Annotated in this window: 11 protein-coding genes; 7 read left to right on the top strand and 4 right to left on the bottom strand. The window is 71.6% G+C overall.

The features are described 5' to 3' along the window. The first annotated feature begins 45 nt into the window (after positions 1 to 45). A complete protein-coding gene (gene glgP / locus ACWFQ8_RS01225; protein WP_453784104.1) occupies positions 46 to 2,682 on the top strand; it encodes an alpha-glucan family phosphorylase in 2,637 nt (878 codons plus the stop codon). A 133-nt stretch (positions 2,683 to 2,815) separates the two neighbouring features. Here glgP and ACWFQ8_RS01220 read toward each other — a convergent pair whose 3' ends face one another. Further along, positions 2,816 to 5,083, bottom strand: coding sequence for a M4 family metallopeptidase (locus tag ACWFQ8_RS01220; protein ID WP_453784103.1), 2,268 nt, complete (start codon positions 5,081 to 5,083; stop codon positions 2,816 to 2,818). 381 nt (positions 5,084 to 5,464) lie between these two features. Here ACWFQ8_RS01220 and ACWFQ8_RS01215 point away from each other — a divergent pair, with 381 nt between their 5' ends. Then, on the top strand, positions 5,465 to 6,940 hold the full coding sequence (locus ACWFQ8_RS01215; protein ID WP_453784102.1) for a sugar transferase: 1,476 nt from the start codon (positions 5,465 to 5,467) through the stop codon (positions 6,938 to 6,940). 17 nt (positions 6,941 to 6,957) lie between these two features. Here the strand turns inward: ACWFQ8_RS01215 and ACWFQ8_RS01210 are convergent, their stop codons facing one another. Continuing rightward, entirely contained in the window at positions 6,958 to 7,902 is a 945-nt protein-coding gene (locus tag ACWFQ8_RS01210) for a GDP-L-fucose synthase family protein (RefSeq protein ID WP_453784101.1), read from the bottom strand. 302 nt (positions 7,903 to 8,204) lie between these two features. Between ACWFQ8_RS01210 and gmd the strand changes: the two genes are divergently transcribed. From gmd to ACWFQ8_RS01190, 4 genes are all read left to right on the top strand, one after another. After that, a complete protein-coding gene (gene gmd, locus ACWFQ8_RS01205; RefSeq protein ID WP_453784100.1) occupies positions 8,205 to 9,218 on the top strand; it encodes a GDP-mannose 4,6-dehydratase in 1,014 nt (337 codons plus the stop codon). A 246-nt stretch (positions 9,219 to 9,464) separates the two neighbouring features. Next, positions 9,465 to 12,242 carry a CBM96 family carbohydrate-binding protein gene (locus tag ACWFQ8_RS01200; RefSeq protein ID WP_453784099.1) on the top strand — a complete coding sequence of 926 codons (2,778 nt, stop codon included), beginning with the start codon at positions 9,465 to 9,467 and terminating at the stop codon, positions 12,240 to 12,242. Between the two features lie 100 nt (positions 12,243 to 12,342). Beyond that, entirely contained in the window at positions 12,343 to 13,023 is a 681-nt protein-coding gene (locus tag ACWFQ8_RS01195; protein ID WP_453784098.1) for a hypothetical protein, read from the top strand. Positions 13,024 to 13,174: 151 nt separating this feature from the next. Further along, positions 13,175 to 13,393 carry a DUF6458 family protein gene (locus tag ACWFQ8_RS01190; RefSeq protein WP_453784097.1) on the top strand — a complete coding sequence of 73 codons (219 nt, stop codon included), beginning with the start codon at positions 13,175 to 13,177 and terminating at the stop codon, positions 13,391 to 13,393. 29 nt (positions 13,394 to 13,422) lie between these two features. Here ACWFQ8_RS01190 and ACWFQ8_RS01185 read toward each other — a convergent pair whose 3' ends face one another. Together ACWFQ8_RS01185 and ACWFQ8_RS01180 are read right to left on the bottom strand one after the other, a co-directional pair. Continuing rightward, entirely contained in the window at positions 13,423 to 14,541 is a 1,119-nt protein-coding gene (locus tag ACWFQ8_RS01185; RefSeq protein ID WP_453784096.1) for a glycosyltransferase, read from the bottom strand. Then, a complete protein-coding gene (locus ACWFQ8_RS01180; protein ID WP_453784095.1) occupies positions 14,538 to 15,077 on the bottom strand; it encodes a WcaF family extracellular polysaccharide biosynthesis acetyltransferase in 540 nt (179 codons plus the stop codon). Before ACWFQ8_RS01180 ends, ACWFQ8_RS01185 begins: the two co-directional genes overlap by 4 nt. A gap of 96 nt (positions 15,078 to 15,173) precedes the next feature. Between ACWFQ8_RS01180 and ACWFQ8_RS01175 the strand changes: the two genes are divergently transcribed. Further along, the gene (locus ACWFQ8_RS01175) at positions 15,174 to 16,685 is read left to right on the top strand and encodes a hypothetical protein (protein ID WP_453784094.1); all 1,512 of its coding nucleotides are present in this window, start codon (positions 15,174 to 15,176) and stop codon (positions 16,683 to 16,685) included. Positions 16,686 to 16,712: the final 27 nt, after the last annotated feature.

The following is a 16,712-nucleotide window of genomic DNA, read 5'->3' as shown; positions in this document are numbered from 1 at the left end:
TGGTGCGGCCGCTCCGATCCGTAATCCCCTGCGAAGGTGGAACACGTGAAGGCTATCCGTCGATTCACCGTGCGTCCCGTCCTTCCCGGGCCTCTGCTGCCGCTCACCGACCTCGCGCGCAATCTGCGCTGGTCATGGCATGCGGAGACCCGCGAACTCTTCCAATCCGTCGACCCCGAGGGCTGGCAGGCCGCCGGTCGCGATCCCGTCCGGCTGCTCGGCTCCGTCTCCGCGGCCCGGCTCGCGGAACTGGCCGCCGACCGCCGCTTCCTGCGCCGGCTCGCCGTGGCCGCCGCCGACCTCGATGACTACGTGAACGGCGGGAGGTGGTACCAGGGACAGGAGTCCGAGGGGGCCCTGCCCGCCGCGATCGCCTATTTCTCCCCCGAGTTCGGGGTCACCGCCGCCCTGCCCCAGTACTCCGGCGGCCTCGGCATCCTCGCCGGGGACCATCTGAAGGCCGCCAGCGACCTCGGAGTCCCGCTCGTCGGAGTGGGACTCCTCTACCGGCACGGCTACTTCCGCCAGTCGCTCTCCCGCGACGGCTGGCAGCAGGAGCACTACCCCGTGCTGGACCCCAACGAGCTTCCCCTCGCCCTGGTCCGCCAGGAGGACGGGACCCCGGCCCGGGTCACGCTCACCCTCCCGGGCGGGCGGGCCCTGCACGCCCACATCTGGCAGGCCCGCGTCGGGCGGGTGCCGCTGCTGCTGCTGGACTCCGACGTCGAGGACAACGACAGCGCCGCCCGCGAGGTGACCGACCGCCTCTACGGCGGCGGCAGCGACCACCGGCTCCTCCAGGAGATGCTCCTGGGCATCGGCGGCGTCCGCGCCGTCCGGCTGTACTGCGCGCTCACCGGCCATCCCGAGCCGGAGGTCTTCCACACCAACGAGGGCCATGCCGGGTTCCTGGGACTGGAGCGCATAAGGGAACTGGAGCGCGAGCGGGGACTCGGCTTCGACGCCGCCGTCGAGGCGGTGCGCGCCGGCACCGTCTTCACCACCCACACCCCCGTCCCGGCCGGGATCGACCGCTTCGAGCGGTCCCTGGTCGCCCGGCACTTCGGGGAGGGCGGCGAGCTAGCCGGCGTACCCGTCGAGCGGATCCTCGAACTGGGCGCGGAGTCCTACCCCGGGGGCGACCCCGGCGTCTTCAACATGGCGGTGATGGGGCTGCGCCTGGCCCAGCGGGCCAACGGGGTGTCCACCCTGCACGGCTCGGTCAGCCGGGAGATGTTCGCCGGCCTCTGGCCCGGATTCGACCCGGCCGACGTGCCGATCACCTCCGTGACGAACGGGGTGCACGCCCCGACCTGGGTGGCCCCCGAGGTGGTCCGGCTCGGAGCCCGGCAGATCGGCGCCGGCCGCACCGAGGACGCCCTCTCGGTGGGCGGCTCCCCGCGCTGGGACGCCGTCGCGGACATCCCGGACCAGGACGTGTGGGACCTGCGGCGGGTGCTGCGCGAGCAGCTGGTCCAGGAGGTACGGGACCGGCTGCGGGCGTCGTGGCGCCAGCGCGGCGCCGCCGAGGCCGAACTGGGCTGGGTGGACTCGGTGCTCGACCCGGACGTGCTCACCATCGGCTTCGCCCGGCGCGTGCCCTCGTACAAGCGGCTCACGCTGATGCTCCGCGATCCGGAGCGGCTGCGCGGGCTGCTGCTGGACCCCGACCGTCCCGTGCAGATCGTGGTGGCGGGCAAGGCGCACCCGGCCGACGACGGCGGGAAGCGGCTCGTGCAGGAGCTGGTGCGGTTCGCGGACGACCCGCGGGTGCGGCACCGGATCGTCTTCCTGCCCGACTACGGCATGGCCATGGCACAGAAGCTCTACCCGGGCTGCGACGTCTGGCTGAACAACCCGCTGCGGCCGCTGGAGGCCTGTGGCACCAGCGGGATGAAGGCCGCCCTGAACGGCTGCCTCAACCTGTCCGTGCTGGACGGGTGGTGGGACGAGTGGTTCGAGCCGGACTTCGGCTGGGCGATCCCGACCGCCGACGGGCTCGGCGCGGACGAGGACCGGCGCGACCAGCTGGAGGCGAACGCCCTCTACGAGCTGATCGAGGGTCGGGTCGCGCCCCGGTTCTACGACCGGACCGGGCGCGCCGGGCTGCCGGTGCGGTGGATCGAGATGGTGCGGCGCACGCTGGTGTCACTGGGGCCGAAGGTGCTGGCAGGGCGGATGGTGCGCGAGTACGTGGAGCGGCTCTACGCGCCGGCCGCGCTCGCCCACCGCGCGCTGACCGCCGAGGCGGCGCGGGACCTGGCCTGGTGGAAGGGGCGGGTCCGGGCTGCCTGGCCCCGGGTCGCCGTCGAGCACGTGGAGGCACTGGCCGCGGCGCCCGTGAACGGCACCGCGGAGTTGGGCGCCACGCTCACCCTCCGGGTGCGGGTGGCGCTGGACGTGCTGGCGCCCGAGGACGTGGAGGTGCAGGTCGTCGCGGGCCGGGTGGACGCGCAGGACGTGATCCGGGACGGCCGGAGCTTCCCGCTCAAGCCGGCCGCGGGTCCGGACCTGGAGGGGCGCTGGGTGTACGAGGGCCCGCTCGCCCTCGACCGCACGGGGCCGTTCGGCTACACCGTGCGGATCCTCCCGTCGCACCCGCTGCTGGCGACGCCGGGCGAACTGGGCCTGGTCGCGGGCCCCCAGGACACGGACACGGGAGGCGGCGTCCTCCTGAGGTGACCCAGGCCGCCGACCGGAGCCGCACCGAGCCCCTTGCGGGGCCGAATGGAACAGGGCCGCCCGGGGAGGTTTCCTCCCGGGCGGCCCCGTGGTCGAGATGCTTCAGCCGTGGTTCACGATCGGCCCGTCAGGGTCAGAAGGTGAGCTTCCAGCTGTTGATGTAGCCGGTGTCCAGGCTGGCGAGGTCCGCGACGCGGAGCTTCCAGACACCCGCGGCCACCTCGGAGGAGGCGTTCACGGTGAAGGACTGGACGATGTTGTCCGCGCTGCCGCCGGTGCGGTTGCGCAGGTTGTAGACGGTGCCGTCGGGGGCGACCAGGTCGACCCGGAGGTCACCGACGTAGGTGTGGACGATGTTCACGTCCACCTTGAGGGCGCTGGACGCGTTCCCCGTGCGGTTCACGGTGATCGGGGAGTCCACCGTCGCGTTGTCGGCGATCTGGTAGTCGGTGGTGTTCTCGAAGACGCTCGGCTGCGAGGTGCCGACCGTCCAGGTGAACGCCGCCGTGCCGGTCTGGTTCGCCGAGTCGGTCACCGTGACGGTCACGTTGGACGTGCCCGCGGTGGAGGCCGTACCCGAGATCAGGCCGTTGGAGGAGTTGATCGACAGCCCGGCCGGCAGGCCGGTCGCCGCGTAGCTCAGCGCGCCGGCGTTGCTGCTGCTGGCCTGGATCTGCAGGCTGACGGCGCTGCCCGTGGCGGTGTTCTGGTTGCCCGGGTTGGTGACGCTGACGCCGACCGGGATGCGGGCGCCGACGGCGACGCCGGCCCAGGCGTTGGCCGCGTTGTTGTACGTGACCGAGCCCTGGCCGTACAGGTCGGCAGCCGCCTGCAGGGTGGCCGTGCGGGCCGCCGCGTAGTTGGTGTTCGACTTGAAGTAGCCCACGGTCAGCGCGCGGAACCAGATCTTCGAGGCGGCGTCCCGGCCGATCGCGGCGACGGGCAGGCCGTCCGCGGTCGGGGAGTCGTAGCTCACGCCGTTGACGACCTTGGCGCCCGAGCCCTCGGAGGCCAGGTAGTACCAGTGGTTGGCCGGACCCGAGGAGTAGTGGACGTCGATGGAGCCGATGCCCGAGTACCAGCTGTCCTTGGACGAGCCGTCCCTGCTGGGCTTGTCCATGTAGCGCAGCGGGGTGCCGTTGCCGCGGATGTCGATCTTCTCGCCGACCAGATAGTCGCCGAGGTCCTGCGGGTTGTTGGCGTAGAACTCCACGGCCGCGGCCATAATGTCCGAGGTCGCCTCGTTCAGACCGCCGGACTCACCGCTGTAGGTCATGTTGCCGGTGACCGAGGTCAGACCGTGGGTCATCTCGTGCGCGGCCACGTCGGTGGAGGTGAGCGGCTTCGCGTTGCCGTCACCGTCGCCGTACGTCATGCAGAAGCAGGAGTCCTGCCAGAACGCGTTCACGTAGTTGTTGCCGTAGTGGACCCGGGAGTACGGGGCCACGCCGTCGTTGCGCAGGCCGTTGCGGCCGTGCACGTTCTTGTAGTAGTCCCACGTGACCGCGGCGCCGTAGTGCGCGTCGGCGCCCGCCGTCTCCAGGTTGGCCGGCAGGCCGTTGCCCCACGTGTCGTCCGGGCCGGAGAAGAGCGTGCCGGTGCCGGAGGTGCCGCGGTTGAGGTTGTACGTCTTGTGGGCGCCGCGGGCGGCGTCGGTCAGGGTCCAGTTGCTGCCCGACTGGGAGGTCCCCAGCGTCACCTGGCCGCTGTACATGGTGTTGCCGGTGCCGGTCTCGACGGCCTGCCACTCGGTGATCTTGGCGCCGGTCTTGGCGTTGGTCACCACGTGCAGCTCGTTCGGCGTGCCGTCGTGCTGGAGGCCGCCGACGACGGTCTCGAACGCGAGGACCGGTACGCCGTCGGCCGCCCAGATCACCTTGCGGGCGTTCTTGGAGGCCTTGAGTTCCTTCGAGCCCTCGGCGCCGGCGGCGGCGACGGCCTGGCTCTCGGCCGCGGCCGGGGTGACCGACGCGTTGGTGTCGGCGACCTTGATCTCGTGGTGGGTCGCCTTGGTGACGCTCTTGGTGACGCCGTCCTTGGCGTGGACGGTGAGGTCACCGCCGAGCACGGGCAGACCGTCGTAGGTGCGCTCGTACGAGGTGTGCGTGGTGCCGTCCGCGTCCTTGACCACGTCGCGGACGACGAGCTTCTCGCCGCTTCCGAGACCGAGGGCCTTGGCCGCCTGGGCGGTGGTCGAGTTGGCGTCGGCAAGGAGCGTCGCACGCTCCGAGGCGCTGAGTTCGAGGTTGGCCGCGCCCGGATCGGGTCGGGCGGCCGTGCGGGCCTGTGACGCGGTGGCGTCGGCGGTCGCGGTGCCGGTCTGTATGCCTACGGCGAGCAGGGCTGCCGCGGCCACGAGCGCGCCGGCCGCAGTGGCACGCCTCTGGGGGGTGGGACTCAACGCAGACTCCTTCTGCAAGGGGGGTTCCGGACGGCTGGGTGGGCCTCCGGGCAGATCAGGGCTGGTGCGATGAACGGTCGAAGAGTGCCACTTGGGCGACGCGATGTCAGGGCCGCGTCAAAAGGTTGGCTGGAAACGGTTCGTTGTCCGAAGTGACGTATCCGGTATCCGGACCATTCACCTTCGCGTGCGAAAGGGACGCCCAATATTCGGAACACCTGATACCGGTTGCTAACGCTTGGGCAACAAGAGGTCTGGTTGACGCAAACGGCATTTACCGTACGGGCGTTTGTCGTACTGTTTCCCGGTGCGACAGATGTCCGAGGCCAGGGGAAGCCGGGGACACTCGCCGCTGCCATAGACCACGTGCCAGGGGGGCCCATGAGGCATGTCCATTTTCCTGCGCAAAGAGTGGCCAGGACGGCCCATGAGGCCGCTGGTTCCGCGCGGCGTCTCGGCGACAAGGCCCGCTGGTACCTGCCCGCCGCCGTCGGTGCCGACTTCCTCGGCGCCGCCGTGCCCGTAGGCCTCGTCTTCGAGGCCGCGCAGCAGGTCCGGCCGGTGTACTGCGCCCTCGGCGCCGCCCTGGCGTGGACCGGGGTGCAGGCGCTGCGCCGGCGCTACGCCGGCCGCGTGCTCGGCGAGTCCCGCGGAGTGCTGCCCGTCGTCCATGACTGGCTGATTCTCATCGGCGTGCTCGCCGTCGCCCGGGTCGTGACCGAGGAGAACACCCCCCGGCTCGCCGCCCTCGGGGCGCTGCTGCCCGCTCTGCTCATCACCGTCGCCTGCCACAAGCTCACCTACCGCCACCTCTCGGCCGCCCGCCGCGAGGCGCAGGCAGTCTCCCGGGTCCTGGTGGTCGGCGAGCCCGACGCCGCCGAGGACGTCATCGCGCACCTCGCCGCGCGCACCGACCACCCCTACGTGGTGGTCGGCGTGGTCCCGGTGGGCGCGGGACCGCTCGTCAGCGGGGTCCCCGTGGCGGCCCGGCTGGACGCGGCCTCCCCGCAGGCCCCGCACGGCGACTCCGAAGCGGTGCTCGGCGCCGTCCGCAGCCATCACGCCGACCTGGTGCTGGTCGCCCCCGGCGCCCGCATCGCGGGGGAGCGCCTGCGCCGCGTCGCCTGGGCCCTGCACGACGCCGGGCTGGAACTCGCCGTCTTCCCCGGACTCGTGGAGGTCTCCGTCAAGCGGCTGGAGACGCTCTCCGCGGGCGGGCTCGCCATGCTCCGGGTCGTCCCGCCGGTCAGCCGGGGCGTGCAGACCGTGCTCAAGTCCGCCCTGGACCGGGCGGGCGCCGCCATCGGACTGTTCCTGCTCTCGCCGTTCTTCCTCGGGATCGTCCTCGCCATCCGGCTCGGCTCCCGCGGTCCCGCCTTCTACCGGCAGCAGCGCATCGGCCGCGACGGGGTCCCGTTCGTCATGTGGAAGTTCCGCACGATGGTCATGGACGCCGACGCGCGCAAGGCGGAGCTGAGCGGGGCCAACGAGAACGACGGCCTGATGTTCAAGATCCGCCGCGACCCCCGGGTGACCCGGGTCGGCCGGCTGCTGCGCCGCACCTCACTGGACGAACTGCCCCAGCTGATCAACGTACTGACCGGAGACATGTCGCTCGTCGGCCCGCGCCCGCCGCTCCCGGAGGAGGTGGCGCGGTACGACGAGGTCGAGCTGCGCCGGCTCACCGTCCGGCCGGGGATGACCGGGCTGTGGCAGATCAGCGGCAGGTCGGACCTGACGTGGGACGAAACGATCCAGCTCGATCTGCAGTACGTCGACAACTGGTCCTTCACCAGTGACGTCGACGTGATGGGCCGTACGCTCCGCGCCGTCGTCGACGGCCGCGGAGCGTACTGAGGGGTTCCCGGGTGAGATCAGCTCTGCTCGCGCCACCACCGGTACGTGGCGGCGATGCCGTCCCGCAGCGGGATGTCCGGCTTCCAGCCGAGGGAGGTCAGGCGGCCGACGTCCAGCAGCTTGCGCGGGGTCCCGTCCGGCTTGGACGTGTCCCAGGCGAGGCGTCCGCGGAAGCCGGTCACCTCGGCGACGGTCTCGGCCAGTTCCCGGATGGTGAGGTCCTCGCCGCAGCCGATGTTGACGGGCTCGTCGCCGTCGTACGCGCCGAGCAGCACCGCGCAGGCGGCGGCCAGGTCGTCGACGTGCAGGAACTCCCGGCGCGGGGTGCCGGAGCCCCACAGGGTGACCTCCTCGCGCCCCTCGGCGGCGGCCTCGTGGAAGCGCCGGATCAGGGCGGGCAGGACGTGCGAGGTCTCCAGGTCGAAGTTGTCGCCCGGGCCGTAGAGGTTCGTCGGCATCGCCGAGATGTACGAGGCCCCGTACTGCTTGCGGTACGACTGGACCTGGACGATGCCGGCGATCTTCGCGAGGGCGTAGGCCTCGTTGGTGGGCTCCAGCGGGCCGGTCAGCAGGGCGTCCTCGCTGATCGGCTGCGGGGCCAGCTTGGGGTAGATGCAGGAGGAGCCCAGGAACAGCAGGCGGTTCACACCGGCGGCGTGCGCGCCGGCGATGACGCTGAGCTGGATCTTGAGGTTGTCCTCCAGGAACTGCACCGGGTAGGTGCTGTTGGCCATGATCCCGCCGACCTTGGCCGCGGCCAGCACGACGGCGTCCGGTCGGACGTCCCGCAGGTAGGCCCCGGTCGCACCGGCGTCGCGCAGGTCGAGGTCGGCCCGGCCCCGGGTGAGCACCTCGTGGCCGTCGGCGGTCAGCCGGCGGGCGACCGCGGACCCCACGAGGCCGCGGTGGCCCGCGACGAAGACGCGGGCGTGCGGGGGCAGGAGCGGCAGCGAACTTGTCATACCGCCGATGATGCCAGTCCGCCGCCGCGGGCACGGCGGCAGTCCGCGACCCGGGACCGGTCCCCGGCCCCGGCCCGGCTCCCGGCGGCGGCGGAATCCGCCGCAAAGGAGGCCGGACCGGGCGTGTACGGTACCCATCCGGCCCCGGGTCCCGGTCCGCGACCGCGCGTCCCCCTGCCGGGACCCGCCGGTGCCCCGGCCTTACGGGCGCATCCCGTGCCGTACGGCGCGGCCCGAACCGCGAGGCACCGCCTCGCCCCGCTCGTCAGTACCAACCGCAACGATTCCCAGGGGGACCCCACATGGGCAAGACCGCACTGATCACCGGCGTCACCGGGCAGGACGGCTCGTACCTTTCCGAGCTCCTGCTCTCCAAGGGCTACACGGTGCACGGTCTGGTGCGGCGGTCCTCCAGTTTCAACACGGAGCGCATCGACCACATCTACCAGGACCCGCAGGCCCCCAACCGGTCCTTCGTCCTGCACCACGCCGACCTGTCCGACGGCGTCGCGCTGGTGAACCTGCTCCGCGAGATACGCCCCGACGAGGTCTACAACCTCGGCGCCCAGTCCCACGTCCGCGTCTCCTTCGACGCCCCCCTCTACACGGGCGACGTGACCGGCCTCGGCGCGCTGCGGCTGCTGGAGGCCATCCGGGCCAGCGGTGTCGACACCCGCATCTACCAGGCCTCGTCCTCCGAGATGTTCGGGGCCACCCCGCCCCCGCAGAACGAGGGCACCCCGTTCCACCCGCGCAGCCCGTACGGCGCCGCCAAGGTCTTCGCGTACTGGACCACGGTGAACTACCGCGAGGCGTACGGCATGTACGCCGTCAACGGGATCCTCTTCAACCACGAGTCCCCGCGCCGCGGCGAGACCTTCGTGACCCGAAAGATCACCCGCGCCGTGGCCCGCATCAAGGCCGGCCTCCAGGAGAAGCTGTACCTCGGCAACCTGGACGCCGTGCGCGACTGGGGCTACGCCCCGGAGTACGTGGACGCCATGTGGCGGATGCTCCAGCAGGACGAGGCCACCGACTACGTGGTCGCGACCGGCGTGGCCGCCACCGTCCGCGAGTTCGTGGAGGCCTCCTTCACGCACGCGGGTCTCGACTGGAACGAGCACGTGCGCTACGACCCCAAGTACGAGCGCCCCAGCGAGGTGGACGCCCTCATCGGCGACGCCTCCAAGGCCAATGAGCTGCTCGACTGGAAGCCGACGGTCCTGGTGGCGGATCTGGCCAAGATCATGGTCGACGCCGACATCCGCCAGGTCGAGGACCAACTGGCGGGCGCGACGGTTCGCATCGACCGCTGAGGCCTTATATTTCCCCTACGATTTGCCGTGTTCCGGCCATGGCCGCAGGTCTCTGCGGTCGCGACCGGGGCAAACGTGCCGTATGTCCGAAGTGCACCCTCCATGCTGAACCCTGTTGATTCCAAGTTGGTATGCAATGGGTCAAGTGAGGTGACCGGGCCCTCGCGTGAGCCCTAGTCTGCGCCAGTACATATGGCTGATCGGATAGTTCCAGCCATCAAACCGGGCGATTGCCCTGGGGGGCTCATGCGTAGATCCAGAGGGCTGACTGCTGCCCTCGTCCTGTCACTGGCCGGCGCCGGTACCGGCATAGGCCTGGTGCTGATGCCCCAGGCGTCCGCCATCACGCAGCCGGTGGCCTTCACGGCCGACAACCTGCCCACGTGGCAGCCGAACGGCATCGTCTGGGCGATGGCCCAGACGAACGGCACCGTCTTCGCCGCCGGCACCTTCTCCGCCGTCAACCCGCCCGCGGGCGGCTCCGGCAGCGAGCAGGAGGCCGTGAACTTCGTGGCGCTCGACGCCGCGACGGGCGCCCCGACCTCCTGCAAGCTCGCTTTCACCATCGGCGACGGCACCGCGACGGTGCGGTCGCTGGTCGTCTCGAAGGACGAGAAGACGCTGTACGCGGGCGGCTACTTCGGCGCCGTCAACGGCACGCCGGTCTCCAGCGTCGCCGCGATCGACATCGAGACCTGCACCCCCAAGGCCGCGTTCCACCCGAGCTTCCCCGCCACCGTGCGCGCGCTCGCCGTCACGGACGACACCCTCTACGCGGCCGGCGACTTCGGCACCGTCGAGGACCAGACCCGGGAGCGGTTCGCCGCGGTCGACGCCACCTCCGGCGCCCTGCGGCCCTTCGTCGCCAACGCCGACGAGCCGGGCCGCGCCATCGAGGTCACCCCGGACGGCAAGAACGTGCTGCTGGGCGGTGACTTCTTCAGCATCAACGGCACCAACTCGCACGCGCTGGCCGTGGTCAACTCCACCACCGGCGCGATCACCAAGACGTACAGCAACATCCCGTCGAACTCGGTCGTCAAGGACATCTCCACCGACGCCACGGGCTTCTACACGGGCAACGAGGGCTCGGGCGGCGGCGTCTTCGACGGCCGCATCGGCCTGCGCCTCACGGACTTCACCGAGAAGTGGCGCGACCGCTGCCTCGGCGCCACGCAGTTCGTCCTGCCGTACGACGGAGTGCTCTACAGCTCCTCGCACGCGCACGACTGCAAGACGGAGCAGGAGTTCTCCGACGGCAAGCGGCACTTCCTGCTGGCCCAGCCGACCGACCACACCGGCGCCGCCCCCGCGCCCTTGGACGGCTTCGTGCGCGGCCCGGGCAAGCTCGGCTGGCACCCCACGGCCAACGACGGCCTCGGCGAGGGCATCGGCCCGCGCGTCATGGCGGTGGCGGAGAAGAACGACGTCAAGTACATGTGGGTCGGCGGTGAGTTCACCCTCATCAACGGCAAGCCGCAGCAGGCACTGACCCGCTTCGGCTCCACGGGCGACGTCGGCGCGCCGACCAGCCCGGTGGTCAGCGTCTCCAGCGTCAAGCCCGGCGCGGTCCAGGTCCGCTGGCGCACCAGCTACGACCAGGACGACAGCAAGCTGACGTACCGCGTCTACCGCAACGGCTCGGCCACCCCGATCGCCTCGGTCACCGCGGACTCCCTGGAGTGGCGCCGCCCGCAGGCCTCCTGGAACGACACCACGGTCAAGGCCGGCCAGTCCTACACCTACCGGGTCGCCGCGACCGACGCCGCCGGCAACACCAGCGCCCTGTCGGCCACCGTCTCGGTGACCGTCCCGACCGGGGTCCAGGCGTACCCGAACCAGGTCCGCACCGACGGCGCCGAGCTGTACTGGCGCTACGACGACACCGTCAGCCCGTACGTCGCCGACTCCTCGAACAGCGGCAACACCAGCGGTGTCCAGCTCAACGCCCCGGCCCTGCGCCAGGCGCCCGGCGCCGTGTCCGGAGCCAGCACCGCGATGGGCTTCAACGGGACCAGCCAGAAGGTGTACAGCGACCACCGCCAGACGGTCGGCAGCTCGTACACCATCGAGACCTGGTTCAAGACGAACACCACCCGCGGCGGCAAGCTGGTCGGCTTCGGTGACAACACCGAGCGCAACAGCAACCGGTACGACAAGCACGTCTACATGACCAACTCGGGCCGTCTGGTCTTCGGCGTGAACCCGGGCTCGATCAAGACCGTCTCCACCGGCCTGTTCGACACCTACAACGACAACAAGTGGCACCACGTGGTCGCCACCCAGGGTTCCGGCGGCATGGCCCTGTACGTCGACGGCCAGCTCAAGGGCACGCAGAACGTGACGACCAACGAGCCGTACGCCGGCTTCTGGCACGTCGGCGGCGACAACCTCACCAGCTGGCCGACCCGCCCGACGTCCAACTTCTTCGCCGGGCAGATCGACGAGACGGCGATCTACCCGACCGTGCTCACGGCGGCCCAGATCAAGAACCACTTCGACCTGGCCAAGGCGCCCACGGACACGGTCTCCAAGGTGAGCGCGACCGAGGACACCTACATCAACCAGGGTGCCCCGAGCACCGCGAACGGCGCGGCCACCTCGCTCGCCGTGCGCGGCACCTCGCTGTACGAGACGTACCTGCGCTTCACCCTCCCCGCCGCCCCGGCCGGGCAGGTCCTGAAGTCCGCCTCGCTGCAGGTCAAGACCACGACGCAGGTGGGTGCCGGCACTGCCGACACCGTGTCCGTGGTCCCGGTCACCGGCACGTGGAGCGGCGCCGGTACGACCTTCAACACCAAGCCCACCCTCGGCACCACCCCGCTCGGCAGCATCGCGGGCGTGCCGGACGGTTCGGCGATCCACAACGTCGAGTTGGACACCGCCGCGGTCTCCGCGGTGCTGGGCAGCAGCTACAGCATGGGTCTGACGAGCACGGGTACCGACCCGCTGTGGATCTGGTCGTCGGAGGCCTCCGCGGCCGACGCCGCGCCGCAGCTCGTCCTCACCTTCGGTACGAAGTAGCCGGCAGAACCGAGTAACCGCCTGACGGCGTGCGGGGCCCGGCTCTACGTGGCCGGGCCCCGCACTCCTGTCCCACCCCAGTAAGTACGGGAGCCATCCGATGTACCGACGCTCCGCAGCGGCTGCTGTTCTGCTGACCGCCGCCCTCACGCTGACCGCCTGCAGCTCCGGCGGGAAGGACTCCGGCGCCGAGGCGAAGGCGAAGCCCCCGGCTTCGTCGCCGGCCCCCGACCCGGCGGACTCACCGGCCGAGGCCGGGGAGGCACCCGCGCCCGAGGCCAAGCCCTCGGGTCCGGTCCTGCCCGACGCGAAGCTCACCCCGAAGACGGGCAGCTTCACGGCGCAGGAGAAGAAGTACCTGAGTGGCCGGGTCCCCGACAAGATGGACCCCGCGGCCGTCCTGCAGACGGGGCAGGAGGCCTGCCAGCGGGTGGAGCGCACCGCGAAGCGGGACAAGGACGCGGCGACCGGGGCCGTCATCGCCGGGGAGATCACGGGCGCGAAGGACGCGATCACGCACCTGTGCCCGGAGCAGAAGCCGATCCTGGCGGCTGCCGAGAAGGGCTTCCCCGAGGGTCCCCGCACGTCCCCGGCGGCGGGCACCTACCGGGCGCTGACGCAGGCCACGAACTGCACGTGGGAGGCGAAGGGCAAGGACGGGACGGTCCTGTCCTCGGGCCCCGAGACGCCGATCAAGGCGGGCGACAAGATCACGGCGACGATCCCGGCGGGCACTGCGGAGTTCAACTCCTCGGGCTGCTACGCCTGGATCCCGGCGTAGCCCCACCCCACCCGAAAGCCCCCGGCTCCGGCCGGGGGCTTTCGCGTTCCCCGTCCGACTCCGCGTCCCGGGCGTTTCCGTGGCGGGAGCGGGGGTAACCGCGTGACCGGAGCACGACACCGACACACCCCGACCTCCGGAGGCGAGTCCTATGAACGGTCTTGGCGGCTGCATCGGCCTGATCGTGGTGGGGGCGATCCTCACCTTCGCCACCGACTGGGAGATGAAGAGCGTCGACCTCGATCTGGTCGGACTGATCATGATGGCGGTGGGCGGCATCGGCCTCGCCGTGTACACGAGCGTCCTCAAGCGCCGCCGCACCGCCGGAGCGATCCCGGTCGTGGAGGAGCGCCGCCGGGACGTCATCTGACATCCCGTCCGGCGACCTGGAACAGTCGCTCAGCGGCCGCGGGCGGTCTCGTACACCGGCAGCAGGGTGTCCAGCACCGCGTCCATCGAGAAGGAGTCCGCGGCCAGTTCCCGGGCCGCGCGGGAAGCGGCGCCGTTGGCGCCCGGGTCCAGCAGCGACAGCACCGCCGCCGCCACACCCGCCGCGCCGGGATCGACCGCGCGGCCCGCGCCGCCGGCCGCGATGTCCCGGGCCAGGCCGTTCGAGTGCGTCACCACCGAGGGGACGCCCACCGCGAGCGCCTCCAGCACCGACATCGGGAACGGCTCGTCCACCGACGGCAGTACGTACACATGGGCGCGGCGCAGTTCCGCCAGGACCTCCGCGCCGGACAGCGCCCCCGGCACCGTGAACCGGTCCGTCAGGCCGAGCTCCCCGATCCGGGCGCGGACGGCCGCCGCCTCGCCCTCGTCCGGACCCGCCACCACGAAGTGCGCATCCGGGTGCGCGGCGAGGACCGCCGGCGCCGCGTCCACGAAGTCCACCGGCCGCTTGCGGGCCTGGAGCCGCGCCGAGTACAGGATGCGCGGCGGGCCGCTCGGGGCGGGCCGCTCCTCCTGCGCCGGGGTGCCGTTGACCAGGCGGACCGCCCGCTCCAACGGCGCGCCCACCACCGCGTCCAGGCCGCCCCGCTCGTGCGGGGTCAGGTACAGCACCGCGTCCGCGCCGCGCAGCAGCCGGCGTACCGCCACCGCGTCCAGCACCTTGGCCAGCAGCTTCCCGCTCGGATCGACCATCCCGTGGGTCTGCAGCACCAGCGGCTTCCCGGCGCGCAGCGCCGCGAGGGCCACCGGCAGGGTCACCAGGTCCCGCGCCAGGTGGACGTGGACGACGTCCGCCTCGCGCACCAGCCGGCCGGCCGACGCGAGCAGCGCCGGCGAGGTCATCCCGCTGAACCCCAGCGGCAGCAGCCGCCGCGCCGGGAACAGCTTCGCCGGGACGCCCTCCACCTCCGTGGGCCACGGATCGGGGAATCCCTCGCCCAGCGCCAGCAGCCGAGCCTCGTGGCCCCGGGCCCGCAGCCCCTTGGCCAGGTTCAGCGCGACCCGGACCGGACCGCCGAAGGCGTGCGAGGGAGAGTGCAGCGTAACGGCGTGCAGGACTCTCACTTGGGCTCCTCCACCGGGCGGCGCCGCCCGTCCTGGGTCTGCAGGGTCAGTTCCGGCAGGTCCTTGTGCACGACGGCGCCCGCGCCCGCGACCGCGCAGCGGCCCACGGTCACCCCGGCCAGCACGGTCGCCCGTACCGCCACCCACGCCCCGTCCTCGACGGTGATCGGCGCATTGCGGTAGCGGAAGTCGGAGGCCCGGTGGTCGTGCGAACCGGTGCACAGCATGGCCTCCTGCGAGACGCACACGTGCGAGCCGATCGCCACCGGCTCCAGGTTCAGCAGCCAGGCGCCCTCACCGATCCAGGTGTGGTCCCCGACCGTGAGCTTCCACGGCCACAGCACCCGCACCCTGTGCCGGATCAGCACCCCTTCGCCGATCTTCGCCCCGAACGCCCGCAGCAGGGACACCCGCAGCCGCGCCGGACAGAACCAGCTCATGAACAGCGTGTTCATCACCGCGAACCAGAGCGCCTGCGTCAGCAGGCCGCGCCCCTTGTCGTATCCGGCCAGCGTGAAGGCAGGAAGATCACGCAAAGTCGTTCCCCTCGGTCACCCCCGCCGGCGCCTCCCCGGGCGCCGCCAGGTCAGACTAGACTGCGCCCGGATCAGGTACATGGGGTGGGGGCGGCAGTGGCAACGGACATACGCAAGCCCACCGTCACGCCCGTCCGGCCCCCGGTGGAGGACGAGAGCCGGTGGGGCCGGGTCACCACCCCGCGCACCCTGCTCTCCCGGGCGTTGTCCGTGCCCCTCGCCCTCGGGTTCACCGTCTTCCTGCCCCTCTTCGTCGCCGTCCAGTCCGGCGCCGGGGCCCACGACGCGGCCTTCTGGCTCCAGCTCCTGCTCACCATGTACGCCGGAGCCCGGCTCTCCGCGATGGTTCTCACCAGCCGCCGCAAGCTGCTCCAGGGCTCCTTCTGGCTCTTCGTCTACATGGCCATGGGCGTGGCCCCGCTCGCACAGGCCGTCCTGGGGCAGGTCCCGACCCCCGTGGTCGGGCCGCGCTCCGACCTCACCGCCGCCATCGGCCTGGTGCTGCTCGGCTGCACCGCCTTCGACGTCGGCGTCCTGCTGGCCCGTCACCGGCCCGCCGGCCGCGCGGGGGGCTCCCAGAAGGAATCGAAGCCGGTCATGGCGCACCGGCGACGCCTCCAGCTGCTCACGGTCCTCTCCTTCGTGTGCAGCGCCGCCTTCGTCATGAAGCTGGGCGGCCCGGCGGTCTTCTTCTCCAGCCGCCAGGAGATCATCGCGGGCATCGAGGAGGCGGGCGTCTCCAACGGCGACGGCCAGGCCGGCCAGGCACTGCTGCGCGGCTTCGGCACCGTACCCGCGCTGCTCGCCCTGCTCCTCTACACCCGCTGGCTGATCACCTCGAAGTTCGCCCGCCGCAAGGTCTCGATCATCGTCACCTGGGCGGCACTGGCCGCGCTCAACCTGGTGGTCAACAACCCCATCTCGAACCCGCGCTACTGGTTCCTGACGGTCATGTTCGCGCTGCTCTTCACGATCTTCCCGGTGAGCGCGGCGATGTACCGGGTGGCCCTGTCGATGGCCGTGGTCGTCGCGCTCCTCGTCTTCCCCTTCGCGGACCGCTTCCGGTACGACGAGAAGAACTACAAGCCGGTCGAGACCACGTCGTTCCTGGAGCCGATGGCGCTCAAGGACTACGACCAGATCGGCATGTTCGCCAACACGATCACCTACTCGGAGTCCGGCCCCGGCCACTTCTACGGGCGCCAGCTCGCCGGATCGCTCTTCTTCGCGGTGCCGCGCTCGGTGTGGCCCGGCAAGCCGCGGGACACCGGCGTGATGGTCGGCCAGTGGATGGGCACCGTCAACACCAACCTCTCCTCCCCGATCTGGGCGGAGCTGTGGATCGACTTCGGGCCGCTGGGCATGGGCGCCGGGCTGCTGGGCATGGGGTACGCCGCCGCCCGCGTGGACCGGCGCTACGCGAAGCGCGCGACGCGGCGGGCGCCGCCGGGCAGTCTGATCTCGGTGGTGGTCCCGCTGGTCGCGGGCTACTCCTTCATCCTGCTGCGGGGGCCGCTGCTCCAGGCGTCGGGTCGGGTCGCGATCGCCGCGCTGTGCCTGGCCCTGGTCGCGACCTACCGCCAGGACAAATCCACCACCCTCCGCTGACCCCGCGCAGCGGTGCGGGCCGCACCG

The sequence above is a fragment of the Streptomyces sp. NPDC055254 genome, from assembly GCF_053606025.1.
The sequence above is the reverse complement of the archived record's forward strand: the minus strand, read 5'-3'. Positions and strand labels throughout refer to the sequence as shown.

Coding starts and splice junctions, on each gene's coding strand:
- ACWFQ8_RS01215 (WP_453784102.1), top strand. CDS start 5,465: ATGAGGCATGTCCATTTTCCTGCGCAAAGAGTGGCCAGGACGGCCCAT.
- ACWFQ8_RS01210 (WP_453784101.1), bottom strand. CDS start 7,902: ATGACAAGTTCGCTGCCGCTCCTGCCCCCGCACGCCCGCGTCTTCGTC.
- gmd (WP_453784100.1), top strand. CDS start 8,205: ATGGGCAAGACCGCACTGATCACCGGCGTCACCGGGCAGGACGGCTCG.
- ACWFQ8_RS01200 (WP_453784099.1), top strand. CDS start 9,465: ATGCGTAGATCCAGAGGGCTGACTGCTGCCCTCGTCCTGTCACTGGCC.
- ACWFQ8_RS01195 (WP_453784098.1), top strand. CDS start 12,343: ATGTACCGACGCTCCGCAGCGGCTGCTGTTCTGCTGACCGCCGCCCTC.
- ACWFQ8_RS01190 (WP_453784097.1), top strand. CDS start 13,175: ATGAACGGTCTTGGCGGCTGCATCGGCCTGATCGTGGTGGGGGCGATC.